Origin of the sequence: Bremerella sp. JC817 (assembly GCF_040718835.1) — a bacterium.
Lineage (GTDB): Bacteria > Planctomycetota > Planctomycetia > Pirellulales > Pirellulaceae > Bremerella.
In genome coordinates, this window is sequence record NZ_JBFEFG010000274.1 from 904,027 (window position 1) to 917,127 (window position 13,101).

The following is a 13,101-nucleotide window of genomic DNA, read 5'->3' on the forward strand; positions in this document are numbered from 1 at the left end:
CTCTGACCGGGGGATCCGTTATTCTGTCGGCAAGTCAGCCCATCTGCCGGGGGTGGATAGGCTGATCGCCTGAATTGCCCGTAACGACACCTATTGAAATAAGTTGAGGATCTCGACCATGGCTTACACACTTCCCGCGCTGCCGTACGCGTACGACGCTCTGGAACCGCACATCGACGCTCGCACGATGGAAATCCATCACACCAAGCATCACCAGGCGTACATCACCAAGGTGAACGATGCGATCGCGGGAACCGACCTCGAAGGCAAATCGATCGAAGACCTGGTCACCGGTATTAACTCGGTTCCAGAAAACATCCGTGGCGCTGTCCGTAACAACGGTGGCGGTCACGCGAACCACTCGCTGTTCTGGACCATCATGAAGCCAGGTGGCGGCGGCACTCCTTCGGGCGATCTGGCTGCAGCCATCGACGCCGAACTGGGTGGCTTCGACAAGTTCAAGGAAGCTTTCAGCAACGCTGCCGCAACTCGCTTCGGTTCCGGTTGGGCCTGGCTGAGCGTCTCGGGCGGCAAGCTCGAAGTCCACAGCACGCCAAACCAGGACTCGCCACTGATGGAAGGCAAGACTCCGATCCTGGGTCTCGACGTCTGGGAACACGCTTACTACCTGAACTATCAGAACAAGCGTCCCGACTACATCTCGGCGTTCTTCAACGTCATCAACTGGGATGAAGTCGCTTCGCGTTACGCCGCAGCCAAAGGCTAGTCGCAACGCCGGCGATGCCAACGCTGCCACAGATAACGCAGCAACGGTAAGCCGCGCCTGATAGCAGAGCCATCATCGAAAGGCCTGTTCCCCAAGTCGGGATCAGGCCTTTTTTCGTTGCATTCCCCTTTCCCACCGACACTGGCATTGACCCGGTTGAAGGGCGTTACTACGATCCGCCACGCTTTCCGAAATCTGAGGTCAGATTGGGGGGAGTTTTCTGGAATTTCACGTCGGATTGTCTGAAGGAGTTCTCTTCGACTTCCGATCTGAAATTAAAGGTAGGGACATGCCGGGCCGGCGCAGGGCTCACCCCCTGTAGGAACGAGCTGCCGCCATCATGTCCGAACACGAAACATCAACGAATGAGCTGGCCTGCGAAGAATGACTCTTTGCTGCCACCTCGTGCACATCCGAAGGCAAGGACGCCATGCGAATGCACACCAAACATTGGTCGCTATTTTTTGCCGTAGCCGTTTCCGTTACTTCCGTGGCAGCCACGGGGTGCAAGTCTATGCCAGGCTACGGTTACATGGCTCGCTGGGGTGCTCCTGAAAGCAAGGCTGCTGGCGCCTCGGAAGCTCCGAAGTACGCGGCGAACACGCCTTCGTCGACTTCGACCCCGACACCTTCTTCGGCCCAGATGGCAAGCCGTACGGCTGTCACGCCGAATTACCTGGCCGGTGCGACGCCTTCGTCCGCTCCGACGGCCACCAGCCCATACAACTATCAGCAAGCCGCTGCCGGCGCTGCTCAAACGGCCCAGGCCTCGATGCAGCCACAACGCGGCTTCTACTCGGCGAGCCCAAGCCCGAGCCCATCGGCTCAGATGGCCAGCACCGCCGGTCCTCAGTCGAGCTACAGCAACGGTGGCTATAGCCCAGCACCTCCGACCAGCAGCTACGGCACCTCGCCAGCCGCTTACACCGCGAGCGCCAACTCGGCCGCCGGTTATAGCAGCACCGCTCCGGTTGGTTACTCGGCTCCACCTACCTCGTACACCCAGCCTGGCGGATCCACTTCGCAATACAGCGGTGGTTCGAGCTACACCGGTGGATCGGCTTACCCAGCCACGCAGCCATCGAGCTACAGCGGTAGCCCAACCAGCCCAGCCGCTTCGACAGGCACCAGTGCTTATCCATCGACCTCGAGCCCTTCGGCAACCGGTTACCCAACCACCTCGACTCCACAGTCGAGCTACCCGTCGACCTCGACGCCGCAGTCGACCTATCCATCGACCAGCACTCCGAGCGGTTCGGCTTACCCATCGACCAGCGGTAGCCAGTCGAGCAGTTCGTATCCTTCGACCAGCAGCTACTCCAGCACCGCTGCCCCGAATCCAAATAACTATCAGTCGATGACCAGCCCAAACTACCAGACTGCTTCGGCAACTTCGGCTGCAGGTGCCGATTCGCACTATCGCCCAGGTGGCACTGCTGACTACAGCGGAAGCTCTTCCAGCGGCACCACTTCACGTTACGGCAGCACCGACTCGTATCCTTCGACATCGACCTACACTCGCTAGTCTGCTGGCGAAACCGATCGAGCAACACCACGGGGGAGCGATTCATGATCGCTCCCTTTTTTTATGCGCAGAGATCAAGCGATGAAGCCAAGTGGTTTGGCGAATTTCCCTGAGGGGATCTGATCGTCCGCATGGCGACCCAAGAAGTCTTGCCGCGCGATCCCAGGGTGGACTTACCCTGGGATTGGTCGCGGTAAGATCGAAAGCCAGATTCCGATGAAACCTGGCCCATTGCCCAAGACGGTTTACCGTCCGGTAGGACAAAACGACTGCTGAATCACACGGGAAAGAGTTCCCTTAATCTTCAGTGCAGTCATCTCTTTTTCAGCGGCAGCACGATCTGTGAAGGTGCCAACGCGTTTCCAGGCATGTTCCGTCGCATCAAAGACGTCGACAAAAACCTGCCTCGCCATCCCTCCCGGGGCACTCACGGAAATCCACTTTTCCGTTGCTCGGTGAATGGATTGATTCATTGCTCAATCTCCCAAGAAAATAGATGCGGTTCCTTTTCCATCGAACCGTTTCCTCCTGGCAGATCACTCAATTTCAATGAATTGAGATGGAGGTGAGAGATTTGCGGAGACCTGCAAGGCAATTCCCGCACGAAACCAGCCTAAGTGCCCGCATTTTTCCCTTCGGAATGCCGATAACGGCAAACCTTCATCCGGGTAAAGTCCGTCGACCGCAGGGGGACAATCCGCGGCGATACGAATCGTTCGCCGCACCTTGTCTGGACGGTCCCCGCAGATCGGACAATTCGACATATCAAAGCTGACTGCTGGGTTTCGTTACCAGCCCAATACCATGTTCGATTCGATGGCGCGGCGTGCCTGATTCAGGTCGTTTCCGGTTTCGTTCATGTACAACCGGATCGCGTGGACCTTGTCACCTTCCGCCTTCGACAAGCACTCGCGAGCGACTACGCACGGATCGAGCGGCCCTGTCGTGAGGCCGAGTGCCGCCTTCGAGATCACCCACGACATGCGTGGACGCTTCGAGATGCGGATAATGTCATCACCGGGGTAGTTGTCGTAAACCTGGCCTTTGGCCTCGTTCTCGTCATCCGCCCAGGTGATGACGATATGTGCATTCGTTTCAACCTCGAAAAGCGCCATGGGTAAATCTCCTTTCAACGAAGATTCAAGAGAAAGAGCGAGCAGGAAAAGAACTCGGACCCCATCGTCGCCTGGTCCGACACTCGCCCTCATCACCCATGCAGCCATTCCGCTACGACATCGCAGGCCACTGGGGCGCGACCGCCGATACCAATCGGTAACTTGTCGTGGCAGAAAGAATCATTAGCGAGGGGGACCGAAGAAGACAAAATGAGGTGGTTTCCGGCGAATTTAAAACTTCGTCTGGAAAGCGTCAAACAAATTTTGACGCGGTGCTTCTCGGGAAAAAGTCGCGCAATTGCCTAGTGGTTAACTCTCTGCCGTTGTTCTCGCGAGCGGGCACATTCTGGTAGAATGCAGGCGAACAGCCTTTTACTGGCATCCTCTGACTTTCTTTCTGCCAATCACCTGAATCCCGAATGACCGAGCCGACTTCGCCCGAGACTCCCTCCCCTGCTCCAACGCCGCCCGTTGCTCCGGCCCCGCCGCGCGAACGCCGCGTGCCGATCGCATCGATGCTGTTGATCGCGGTTCTGCTGTTTACCTTCTATGGAGTCTTCTCGTTCTTTACCAGCGACTCCGCCGCTCAGTGGAAGTGGGCGGAAGTGGTCGAAGCTTTAGAGAACGACCAGAACGACCAGGCCAAGCAATTGGCGAACGAGGCCCTGGAGCTGGATCCGGAAGATCCGCAGCTCCGCTTGAACGCCGCCGAAATGTACTTCCGCCTCGACGACGAGACCGAAGCTCGCAAGCAAATCGAAGAAGCGATCGCCCTCGGCAAAGAGAAACCTCAGGTCCTACACCAGGCCGCCTTCATCCTGTCGCGTATGGGCCAGCACGATGGTGCCCTCTTCCTGGCAGACAAGGTGGTTGACCTGGCAGAAACCAAGAAGACGATCCATCTGCATCAGGCTCTCAATCAGCGGGCCTACACCATCGCCATGGCGGCCGGTGACGATGAAGCTACGCCAGAGCAAATCGAACAGGGGATGAAAGACATCACACGTGCCATCGACATGTATGGCCACGAGGCAACCTACATCGACACGATGGGCTATTTGAAAGTGTTTGCCGGAGACCCAGAAGGTGGCCTGCACGACCTGGATACGGCCATCGAGTTCTACGAGTCACGCCGTACGAAGATGCTGCAAGATCTGCCCCCAGAACAGATCGAGAACATGCCCAAGAATGTTGCTTCGCTCGACAAACAGCTGAAGCAAGTTCTGTCGGTGCTGTATTCGCACCGAGCTACGGCTTACGAAAAGCTGGAAGAGCCAGAGAAGGCTCAAGAGGATCGCGACCGAGCCGACGCGTACGGGCTCGATCGCAAACGAGGCTTCTGGTAATCGAGCGTCTTAGACCGCTTCTGGCTGACGCTGTTCGATACGCTGCGTTTCGACCTGATCGTCCAACCGCATACCGAGCGTCCGTTCCAACGAGCGAACTTCTTCGAGCAGGTTGTCTTCGTCTTCGGGTCGATTCGGCACCGAGAACTGCCCTGGCAGCGGATGGGGCAGGACAGCATCGCCGTTGTGGAAATAGATGCAGTTGCGACCGTTCGCTTTAGCGCGGTAAAGGGCCGCGTCGGCGCGAGCCAGCAACGTTTGAGGTTCGTCTGATTCGCTGGCCTGGGCGACGCCACCACTCACGGTGACCTTCATGTCCTGCTGGACGGCTGCACGGACACGTTCGGCAAAGATCAAACCGCCAGCCAACGTGGTCGAAGGCATCAGCACGACAAATTCTTCACCACCATAGCGAGTCACCACGTCGGTTTCGCGAACGCAGTTGTCGATCAGGCTGGCGACCGCCTGCAGCACACGATCTCCTTCCAGGTGACCATATTCGTCGTTGATCTTCTTGAAGTGATCGACGTCGATAATACAGAGCGAGAAGGTCAGCTCGTAGCGATCCTTCATCGCGAACAGGCTTTCCAGGCTATCGTCGAGAGCCCGGCGATTGCTGAGACCGGTGAGTGGATCGGTGCGAGACTCGGTAAACGTCATCAGCAAGTTGGCTTGCTGTCGCACTTCGTCGTAGGCGTTGGCGATTTGAGCCGAGAGCCGAATCGTCGGACTGAGCATGCGTTCGGCTTCTTCGCACAGCGTTTGCCACGATTCCCCAGGCTGATCCTCGTTAGAACTCATCATGGTAATGCGTTCTTTGAAATGAGCGATGCTCGACTGGTGTGCCGAGAGGTTGCGACGTACCTCGCGCGAGATTTCTTCCAATTGGCGTACGATCGCCTTGGCGCGTTTCAGTTCACGCCGGGCGTAAGCTTGATCGGTCGATTCAGGTTTCTGATTTCGTTTGCCAAGGAAGTATCCGATCAGCGCGATCAATGCCATCGCCACTGGGGTCGGTATTCCCATTATCCAGTCTTCCATCCTGGCCTGTCCTGCACACGTTAAAGTTGGATCGATTGTTTGCCCATACTCTGTTTCTGTTCTCGCTTACTGGCGTCCTACGACCTGGTCTTTTTGCCCACCCCCTGCATGCAGAGGAAACCAAAGCCGACGACAACCGCAAACGCGATGGTCCATTCCACACTTCCCATATGCACGACAAAGTCTTCGATTTCGCGGATGACCTGAAATACGAGCTGGCGCATGGCCGAATCCCTAAGACCTGGTAACAAATAGGAAGGCAGAACGTGGTTCCACTTTTCAACGCTAGGTCACAAACGGGAGGAATGTGGAGAAAACAGCTCAGAATGCTCGGTTTAGGAAGTCCCTTTTGGGGGAGAACCAGGCAATACAAACGACAAAACTGGCATTTCCTGCCTCGATAAGATTTTGGGCAAAAAAGCGGTTAAGAAATTGCCAGGGGGGCCTTGAGTTTCAGAACGATGGGCCTATATTTACTTATCTCAACGCGAGACAAGTTGGGGCCGTAGCTCAATTGGTTAGAGTACCGGACTGTCGATCCGGTGGTTGCGGGTTCGATCCCCGTCGGCCTCGCCTCTCCGATCTTTTCGGAAGCGAAATTAGAAATGGCAGTTTCAGGGCAACCTGAACACTGCCATTTTCTACGCGCAAGTTGTGTCAAATTTGACACAACTCAAAGGATCCCTGGCCCGGGGTCGCAATGGAAACTCTTTGGCACTCGCTGCCAATCGATGGTTTCGTATTGCTAACATTGCGACGCCGGGCCACGGATCTAAAGCGGTGCCCTGCCCGGGGTCGGATAGCCAAACTCTCTTGGCATTCACTGCCAATACTGTTTTGGTATTCCTAACACTATCCGACGCCGGGCAGGCTATCCGCTCGATTTACGTGAAGGATCCCTGGTCCGGGGTCGCAATGGAAACTCTTTGGCACTCGCTGCCAATTACTCGTTTCGTTAGCTACATTGCGACGCCGGGCCACGGATCCTTTTTCATGCGCCCACCGGAAGTTTGTCCGGATTTCTCTTCATCAAACGTCGTCGAATCTAAATGACTTAGATCCAATACCGGAGTGGGACTCCGGTATTCTTTCAAAGCCTCGACTGCCAAAGCCTAGCACCAAACTAGCCATTGGGAGAAAAATAAATACCCACCAAGGGGCCACCCAAAGTAGCGAACCGACACCCCCACACTTAGAATGACATTCGTTTATCTGTCATCGTCTTAGCCTTGGGGGGATCTGCCGGAATTATGTCTGTTCGCAATGTGCTGCTAGGGGGCACCATCACGGGGTTTTTGATAATTGGACTGGCTTGCGGTGGAGGAGGAAGCTCGATTCCATCTCGCTCAAGCACTTCCCACCCTGAATCAAAATCATCCTCGAAATTTCAACGCCAAGCCCCAGATACATCTGCCGACCCTCAAATCAGTTCCCAAATTCAAAGCGAACCAGAAGAAGAGAGATATGACCCCGACCAGGAAGATGTAAAGCGATGGATCCGAGACGGTGAACCCAGAATTGGGAATCTTCGTGTCGGTGCAATCGGATCCGTTCCAAGCCTTGAAATCACGCAAGTCATTGATCGCACAACAGCCATTTGTACCGTTGGCGAATCTCTACAGTTTGTCATCGTGAAAGGCTTCAATATGGCAGACGCCGTCGATGGCCAAGGAATCAGCTTGCCTCTTGCTAAGGTCACTGGAACAACTCAATACACAACCATCCTGGGTGCCAACAAGACGGTGCTCGTACTTGAAGCATTCGGCGACATAGACGAAGCCCGACGACAAATGCGGGTAGAAGCGATCGAGCGACGCGCTGAAATGGACCGGATCGAAGCAGAGCGAAAAGCCGAGGCGGAAAGACTAGCGGCCGAGAAAGCTGCAGAGATCAGAGCCGCTCAGTTTCGCGTTTGGGAAACTGCCGACGCGAAGTTCTCAGTGAACGCCCGACTCGAACGTCTTAGTGGAGACAAAGTAACACTCGAACGCCAAGACAATGGTGAGCTCGTCGAGGTTGACTCAACGCTACTTAGTGATGATGACCAAGAATACATTCGAGTTGAATTCGCTCGTCGAGCAAGGCAAGCACGCGAAGAACGCAAGCTACTTAAGGACGGCCCGTAGGGTTCGAAACGCATTCCTCTTAAACAGCCGCGGTATCACTCTACTGCGGCTTTCTTCTGCGCCTCTGCAAAAACAATCTGCTGCGGTCTCGCTTGACACGCAATATTTTCTGGCTAGATTTGTCCCTTAGGAATACCAAAACAGTGCCGCATTCACGCGGCCGATCGCGTCCAACTGCCTTGGGCATTGCTTGCGATCCTCTAACGTTCAAACTTCTGCAAGTTCTTCGATAGGCCGACTGGCCTGGTCAACGCGTCCGCGCCTTCAACACCGTCCAACGTGCTTTTTCGGCGGCGTGGTCACGATTGATCGGAGTATCTTGCACACACTCCGAACCCTGTCGTAGCCGTTTTGCAGAAGTTTCGGCATTGGCTACGACCGCCGAGCTTTGGCTGGATCAGAAGCGGCGCAGAACTGTAAGGGTCCCTGCGCCGCTTCTGACCGCCGTTTCATGCGACGCCACTTGCGCCGGTTGAATCGGACGCTGCTGCTTGGTGCTGAACCAACGGATCAAAAGCGATGCGCGGAGATTGCATGCGCACACCGGGCCGTTACGCGCCCACACGATTCCCCTCTCATGCCGCGGCGGAACCCGCGGTTCCCACGGAGGCCTTGATACCGGCTGCTGCAGCGACGGACGCTAGGAGCGAGCAGACGCCGGACTTCTGCACGAGGCATCTGCAAAATGATCTCACAACCGCCCATCCTCGGGCCCTCATCTTATTTGCGGCAGTTCTTCCAACGCCACTACATTCCCCACTGCATCGAGGATCCCACCAGTCGCAACCTGGAAGGCTACGAACGCGCCCTCGACTTGTGGGAGGAACTGACCGACAACCCACCGTTAAACCAAATCAGCAGCGAAACGCTGTCCGAGTTCAAAGGCGAGCTGCTCGCCTATCGCTATCGCGGCCGGAACTTGTCGGTCAACACGGTCCACAAGCACTTGTCCCATATTCAATGGGTGCTCGACCAAGCGGGACCACCTGGCCGGCGCGGCAAAGAGAAGACGGCCGTTGGCTTCCTGGATCGAGTTCCCTTTACCAAGCTTCCCAAGCGTCGCGAGACCTATCAGGACGAGATTCCCGCGGAACACGTCGTGAAGTTGTTCCACATTGCGGGCGAACATGCAACGTTCCCCAAGGTCGATGGCGTGCTGCCTGGTCACCTTTGGCAGGCACTGTTCGGCGTCATGCTTTGTACTTCGCTCCGTATTGGTCAGTGTTCGCAAATACCGATGCGTGCGGTTCGCTGGGATCGTATGCAGATCGTGCTGCCCTACGAGATCTGCCGCAAGTCAAAGAAGGACGAACCAAAGCCGATTCACCCCCACGCCATGCGTCTCTTGATGCGGATCCGAGGGCAGCGCGACCTTCTGTTTCCGATGTTCGTCACCCATTCCAAGAAGACGATCTACGACGAACTGCACCGGTTGCAGGAATTGGCCGACGTGCCCCCATTTGGCTTTCATGCCATCCGCGCGATTGCAATTACCAGCCTGTCAGAGATCAGCGGCGAAGCTGCCCAATTCGCAGCCGGTCACGCGAGCATGCGAACGACACGCATTTACCAGAAGGTTCGCCTGCTTTCCTCCGCGCAGGAGAAGCTAACGATCTTCGACGACCTGGCAAATGGGCAGGGGAAATTGGACGTCGTGTAAATGGCCGTCCGCTTCGTTGGGATCCCCTGCCCTACTCTTCCACCCGCTGCACGCACAGGACGGTCCTGCGCGTGCTCTCCTATGCCCCCGGTTGCTGGCTGTTCCAACCTTTTGCCCAAGGTGCCGTGGGAACAGCCGGCAACCAACCAGGAGCCCTGGCGGCCTAAGGAGTAGTCGGGATGGATTCCACCAAGTCGAACAACCTGCAGCACCGAACCACGCGAGCGAATCGCGTCGCGTGTTCAATCGCTGCCCGCAATTTGAATCAATCAACAACGCCCGCGCAGTGTCTGCGTGGGCGTTTCTTTTTGCCCCCTGGGCCGATACCTCGGACCACACCTGAAAGGATTCTGATGTTAGTTCTCTCTCGCTTCCCCGATCAAATCATTCGCATCGGCGAGAACGTGATGATCAAGGTCGTTTCGATCCAAGGTGACAAGGTTCGCCTGGGAATCGAGGCCCCGAAGGATATCGAAGTTCATCGCCAGGAAGTGTGGCTAAAGCTCTATGGCGAAAACGAACCTGACCAAGGTCCCAGCGATTCCGCAGCTTAACCAGGAAGGATTGCGAACCATGCCCCGCGAACGGATTGAGATAGACACGCTTGTCAGATGCCATCTGACAATTAGCACACCAAACGCGGCCAGCTTCAACACGACACACCAGGCGAAGGAGTCGTAACGATGGCCGGCGAATGGATGCAAATGGATTTAGATCTGCGTGAGAAGCCCGAGTTCCGGCGAATCATGCTGTTGACTGGCGAAGATCGAGCAACGGTTCTCGATCGCCTGTTTAGCTTCTGGGCCTGGGTCGAGCGGCACACGGTCGACGGCTACTTCCCAGGCCTGACTGTCGACGCACTGGCTGACATGCTGGGCGGAACGGCCGACTTCTGGGCGAGCTTGGCCGACCCTTACGTCGACTGGCTGCAGATCACCGAGGATGCGATCGAGGTCCCGCGATGGGAGGAACGCTTCAGCCAGGCCGCGAAAGCACGCCGCAAGAACGCCCAGACCCAGGCGAAGAAACGCCGCAAAACGACCGTCACGAAATCGTCAGATGCCAGCCCACAAACGCCTGACCTAAATCAGAGTTCAGAAAAGAACAACAAGAACATCTCTGGTCAGAGTACCAGAGAGAAGCAACCTAAGGCGAAGCGATCCCAACCGGCCACACCAAGCCAGGCCCCTGATCCGCCTGCCTGCACTGACCAGGTAAAGGCGAAGGTAGGGAAGAACGCCCAAGGCGAGCTATTCACCGAAGTCGAGCTGGTGAAGGTTCTGGAAGTCGCCGAGGAATTGTTCCACCAAGCCGGCTACGTCGGGGGCGATGGTGGGATCTTCTACAAAGCGGCCGGCGTCCTGCACACCAACCCAGGCAAGCTAACGCGTCACCAGCTCGTCGACGCGGCCCGCGGTTGTCGCGGCAAGGGGAACGCGCCGGGTTACTTCCGGCAATCAATCCGCAACCTGTGCCCCGACTTCGACCAACTGGAACTGGGCGTCTGGATCGAGCCACGCTGGCCCGATCGCCCACCGAATCAGATCCCAGCACACACCCGCGGTGCGTTGCAATTGCGGGGCGTGCCACGAAGCCCAACACCAGGCGATCCGACGGAAGAAGCCCGACGCCAGGTGCTCAACCAACTCGAAGCCGTCGGCGCGTAACCACGGCAAACAACTGCCCCTTTTGAAAGTGAACCCATGAGCAAATCCGCGACGATCCAAGTCGACGTAGTCACCCCCTACGAAGCGATGCCTGGCGACAACAACCTTCCGACCTTCACATTTACGCAATTCGCCTTAGAGGGGCAAACGATTGAGGTATCACCAGCAAGCCTGATCGTCTCCCTGGAAAGTTTGCGATCGCAAGCAAAGGAGCAAGGCCGCGACCTGGTTCCTGGTGACATCATTCGCGTTGCCGTTACCGACCAGGGCGACAACGGCCGACCGCAACCGCCATGCGTCACCCATTACCGGTTGGCACAACACAACCACCTGCACCAGGTGGTTGCCTGTATCGCTCAACTGCAGCCCAGCTTGAACTGAAAGGGCCGGCCAATGCTCAAGAAGCAATCGATTATCACGCTGGCTGTTTGGGTCGGCATTGAACGCGACCAGGCCCCGATTCTGGAACACCAGCGGATCGAGACACCAGGCGGCGACTCGCGATTGGCGGGGTCGCTGGGGCTGCACATGAATATGGCCGACGTTCCCCGGGAACCTGGCTTGTACGTGATCAAGGCATCCGCGTGTGTTCACCAGGTGCCTGGTCATGGCTGGGCGTGCCGGTTGATCTTTGAAGATGCCCAGCGCGTCACGGAGGGCCTGACAAGCCTGGTCAAACGCTGGGAAGCGGAGGCCGCGTGATGGCGACCAAGAAACGCAAGGAACGAAAGCCGGACGACGAGGAATGGGCCTTGTGGTTCTGGAAGTGTTCCCGCTGCAACCTCATTCGCAAAGCGGATCCGCGAGCCGGATACTGCCCGACCTGCCGAAACCCGGAGTTTGAACCGATCCACCGCGAACGCGTTGCTGGATCGCAGATGGAATTGTTTCACGTTTGAAGAAAGACGAACAGCAAGGCGTTAGGACCATGAAGACCATACCAACCATTTACACCTGTCACCGCTGCGGCGGTCCAGCGTTTGGCGTCTTCTGTTCTTATGCGTGCTGGCGAATCGATCGAGGCTTACCCACAACGGACAAACCAACCGACTACGGCGACGCGTTCCGCGAAGCCCACCAGGCCGCACCAAAGATCCACGCAAGCAGGCGAGCAACGCCTGGCCTGGTCGCGTTGCCTGGTGAGTCGCCACAAGTCGCACCACCACCAGCACCCACAACCGAGCTGCAGCCGGCAACGGAATCGGTTCAAGGCGACTGGGCCACTTGGATCGATGAGCAATCCCCGCTTTGCATGGCCTGCGGCGACACCGGCCGCAATAGCAAGGGAGGCCCCTGCGTGCCTTGCGTCAAGAACGGCCGCGTGCCCTCGAGCCTGCCCGCCCCAATCGCGGCGAGAACGATGCCTTTACCAACAACAAAGCCAGCCGAACCATCGCACCAGGTACCACGCCTGGCATTCGATCGACAAACCGGCCAGGCGACGCCCCAACTATCCCTTTTTTGATTTCACTTTTTAGAACTCTCAACGGAAAGACAACCGATGACGAAGACCCCCAAACTCAGCAAGGCCGATGCGATCCGTAAGCACATGGTCGCGAACCCGAACGCGTCCCCAGGGGCAACGGCTGAAGCCCTGAAGAAGGCTGGCTATAAGGACGTGACGCCTCAGTATGTCAGCACGATCAAGTCGATGGACCGGCGAAAAGCAAACGGCCCGAAGCAACGCGGCCCGCTCACAGCAGACGACCTGCTGCAGACGAAGAAGTTCGCCGAGAGTCTGGGCGGTTTTGAACGTGCTTCGGAAGCGATTGAAATGCTCAGCACCTTTCAAGGCCTACGATAATTGAAGCAACGTGACCTTAATCCCTCTCCGATGATCACGCAGACTTTTTCATATCTCTCTTTTTGAAATCCGCGTAAAGTGACAGGACCG

The 13,101-nt window shown here is 56.9% G+C and carries 14 protein-coding genes and 1 tRNA gene; 11 read left to right on the top strand and 4 right to left on the bottom strand.

The window, feature by feature from the left end; genetic code table 11:
* Positions 1 to 118: 118 nt before the first annotated feature.
* Positions 119 to 727: a superoxide dismutase gene (locus AB1L30_RS17880; RefSeq protein WP_345087030.1), complete on the top strand. Its 609-nt coding sequence runs from the start codon at positions 119 to 121 to the stop codon at positions 725 to 727.
* A gap of 514 nt (positions 728 to 1,241) precedes the next feature.
* Positions 1,242 to 2,252, top strand: a complete 1,011-nt coding sequence (locus AB1L30_RS17885; protein ID WP_367014769.1) for a hypothetical protein — start codon at positions 1,242 to 1,244, stop codon at positions 2,250 to 2,252.
* 245 nt (positions 2,253 to 2,497) lie between these two features.
* Here the strand turns inward: AB1L30_RS17885 and AB1L30_RS17890 are convergent, their stop codons facing one another.
* Both AB1L30_RS17890 and AB1L30_RS17895 read right to left on the bottom strand, forming a co-directional pair.
* Entirely contained in the window at positions 2,498 to 2,725 is a 228-nt protein-coding gene (locus AB1L30_RS17890; protein WP_367014770.1) for a hypothetical protein, read from the bottom strand.
* Positions 2,726 to 3,040: 315 nt separating this feature from the next.
* Entirely contained in the window at positions 3,041 to 3,367 is a 327-nt protein-coding gene (locus AB1L30_RS17895; protein ID WP_367014771.1) for a DUF6793 family protein, read from the bottom strand.
* A 419-nt stretch (positions 3,368 to 3,786) separates the two neighbouring features.
* On the opposite strand from AB1L30_RS17895, the gene AB1L30_RS17900 reads away from it, so the two are divergent.
* Positions 3,787 to 4,713 carry a tetratricopeptide repeat protein gene (locus AB1L30_RS17900; protein WP_367014772.1) on the top strand — a complete coding sequence of 309 codons (927 nt, stop codon included), beginning with the start codon at positions 3,787 to 3,789 and terminating at the stop codon, positions 4,711 to 4,713.
* A 9-nt stretch (positions 4,714 to 4,722) separates the two neighbouring features.
* Here the strand turns inward: AB1L30_RS17900 and AB1L30_RS17905 are convergent, their stop codons facing one another.
* On the bottom strand, positions 4,723 to 5,754 hold the full coding sequence (locus tag AB1L30_RS17905) for a GGDEF domain-containing protein (RefSeq protein ID WP_367014773.1): 1,032 nt from the start codon (positions 5,752 to 5,754) through the stop codon (positions 4,723 to 4,725).
* A gap of 77 nt (positions 5,755 to 5,831) precedes the next feature.
* A complete protein-coding gene (locus AB1L30_RS17910) occupies positions 5,832 to 5,978 on the bottom strand; it encodes a hypothetical protein (protein ID WP_345087040.1) in 147 nt (48 codons plus the stop codon).
* A gap of 275 nt (positions 5,979 to 6,253) precedes the next feature.
* Here AB1L30_RS17910 and AB1L30_RS17915 point away from each other — a divergent pair.
* The 8 genes from AB1L30_RS17915 (at position 6,254) to AB1L30_RS17950 (ending at position 13,011) form a co-directional block, all read left to right on the top strand.
* A tRNA-Asp gene (locus AB1L30_RS17915) sits at positions 6,254 to 6,327 on the top strand.
* 677 nt (positions 6,328 to 7,004) lie between these two features.
* A complete protein-coding gene (locus AB1L30_RS17920; protein ID WP_367014774.1) occupies positions 7,005 to 7,880 on the top strand; it encodes an SHD1 domain-containing protein in 876 nt (291 codons plus the stop codon).
* A gap of 685 nt (positions 7,881 to 8,565) precedes the next feature.
* Positions 8,566 to 9,540 carry a tyrosine-type recombinase/integrase gene (locus tag AB1L30_RS17925; RefSeq protein WP_367014775.1) on the top strand — a complete coding sequence of 325 codons (975 nt, stop codon included), beginning with the start codon at positions 8,566 to 8,568 and terminating at the stop codon, positions 9,538 to 9,540.
* Positions 9,541 to 9,893: 353 nt separating this feature from the next.
* Positions 9,894 to 10,094 (top strand): carbon storage regulator, encoded by a 201-nt coding sequence (locus tag AB1L30_RS17930; protein WP_367014776.1) that lies wholly within the window; start codon positions 9,894 to 9,896, stop codon positions 10,092 to 10,094.
* Between the two features lie 129 nt (positions 10,095 to 10,223).
* Complete coding sequence (locus tag AB1L30_RS17935; RefSeq protein ID WP_367014777.1) at positions 10,224 to 11,207, top strand: hypothetical protein; 984 nt, start codon at positions 10,224 to 10,226, stop codon at positions 11,205 to 11,207.
* 36 nt (positions 11,208 to 11,243) lie between these two features.
* Positions 11,244 to 11,588, top strand: a complete 345-nt coding sequence (locus tag AB1L30_RS17940) for a hypothetical protein (protein ID WP_367014778.1) — start codon at positions 11,244 to 11,246, stop codon at positions 11,586 to 11,588.
* A gap of 12 nt (positions 11,589 to 11,600) precedes the next feature.
* Entirely contained in the window at positions 11,601 to 11,909 is a 309-nt protein-coding gene (locus AB1L30_RS17945; protein ID WP_367014779.1) for a hypothetical protein, read from the top strand.
* Positions 11,910 to 12,708: 799 nt separating this feature from the next.
* Positions 12,709 to 13,011, top strand: a complete 303-nt coding sequence (locus AB1L30_RS17950) for a hypothetical protein (protein WP_367014780.1) — start codon at positions 12,709 to 12,711, stop codon at positions 13,009 to 13,011.
* Positions 13,012 to 13,101: the final 90 nt, after the last annotated feature.

Coding starts and splice junctions, on each gene's coding strand:
- AB1L30_RS17890 (WP_367014770.1), bottom strand. CDS start 2,725: ATGAATCAATCCATTCACCGAGCAACGGAAAAGTGGATTTCCGTGAGT.
- AB1L30_RS17940 (WP_367014778.1), top strand. CDS start 11,244: ATGAGCAAATCCGCGACGATCCAAGTCGACGTAGTCACCCCCTACGAA.
- AB1L30_RS17925 (WP_367014775.1), top strand. CDS start 8,566: ATGATCTCACAACCGCCCATCCTCGGGCCCTCATCTTATTTGCGGCAG.
- AB1L30_RS17900 (WP_367014772.1), top strand. CDS start 3,787: ATGACCGAGCCGACTTCGCCCGAGACTCCCTCCCCTGCTCCAACGCCG.
- AB1L30_RS17880 (WP_345087030.1), top strand. CDS start 119: ATGGCTTACACACTTCCCGCGCTGCCGTACGCGTACGACGCTCTGGAA.
- AB1L30_RS17920 (WP_367014774.1), top strand. CDS start 7,005: ATGTCTGTTCGCAATGTGCTGCTAGGGGGCACCATCACGGGGTTTTTG.
- AB1L30_RS17895 (WP_367014771.1), bottom strand. CDS start 3,367: ATGGCGCTTTTCGAGGTTGAAACGAATGCACATATCGTCATCACCTGG.
- AB1L30_RS17935 (WP_367014777.1), top strand. CDS start 10,224: ATGGCCGGCGAATGGATGCAAATGGATTTAGATCTGCGTGAGAAGCCC.
- AB1L30_RS17930 (WP_367014776.1), top strand. CDS start 9,894: ATGTTAGTTCTCTCTCGCTTCCCCGATCAAATCATTCGCATCGGCGAG.
- AB1L30_RS17950 (WP_367014780.1), top strand. CDS start 12,709: ATGACGAAGACCCCCAAACTCAGCAAGGCCGATGCGATCCGTAAGCAC.
- AB1L30_RS17885 (WP_367014769.1), top strand. CDS start 1,242: ATGCCAGGCTACGGTTACATGGCTCGCTGGGGTGCTCCTGAAAGCAAG.
- AB1L30_RS17905 (WP_367014773.1), bottom strand. CDS start 5,754: ATGGAAGACTGGATAATGGGAATACCGACCCCAGTGGCGATGGCATTG.
- AB1L30_RS17945 (WP_367014779.1), top strand. CDS start 11,601: ATGCTCAAGAAGCAATCGATTATCACGCTGGCTGTTTGGGTCGGCATT.
- AB1L30_RS17910 (WP_345087040.1), bottom strand. CDS start 5,978: ATGCGCCAGCTCGTATTTCAGGTCATCCGCGAAATCGAAGACTTTGTC.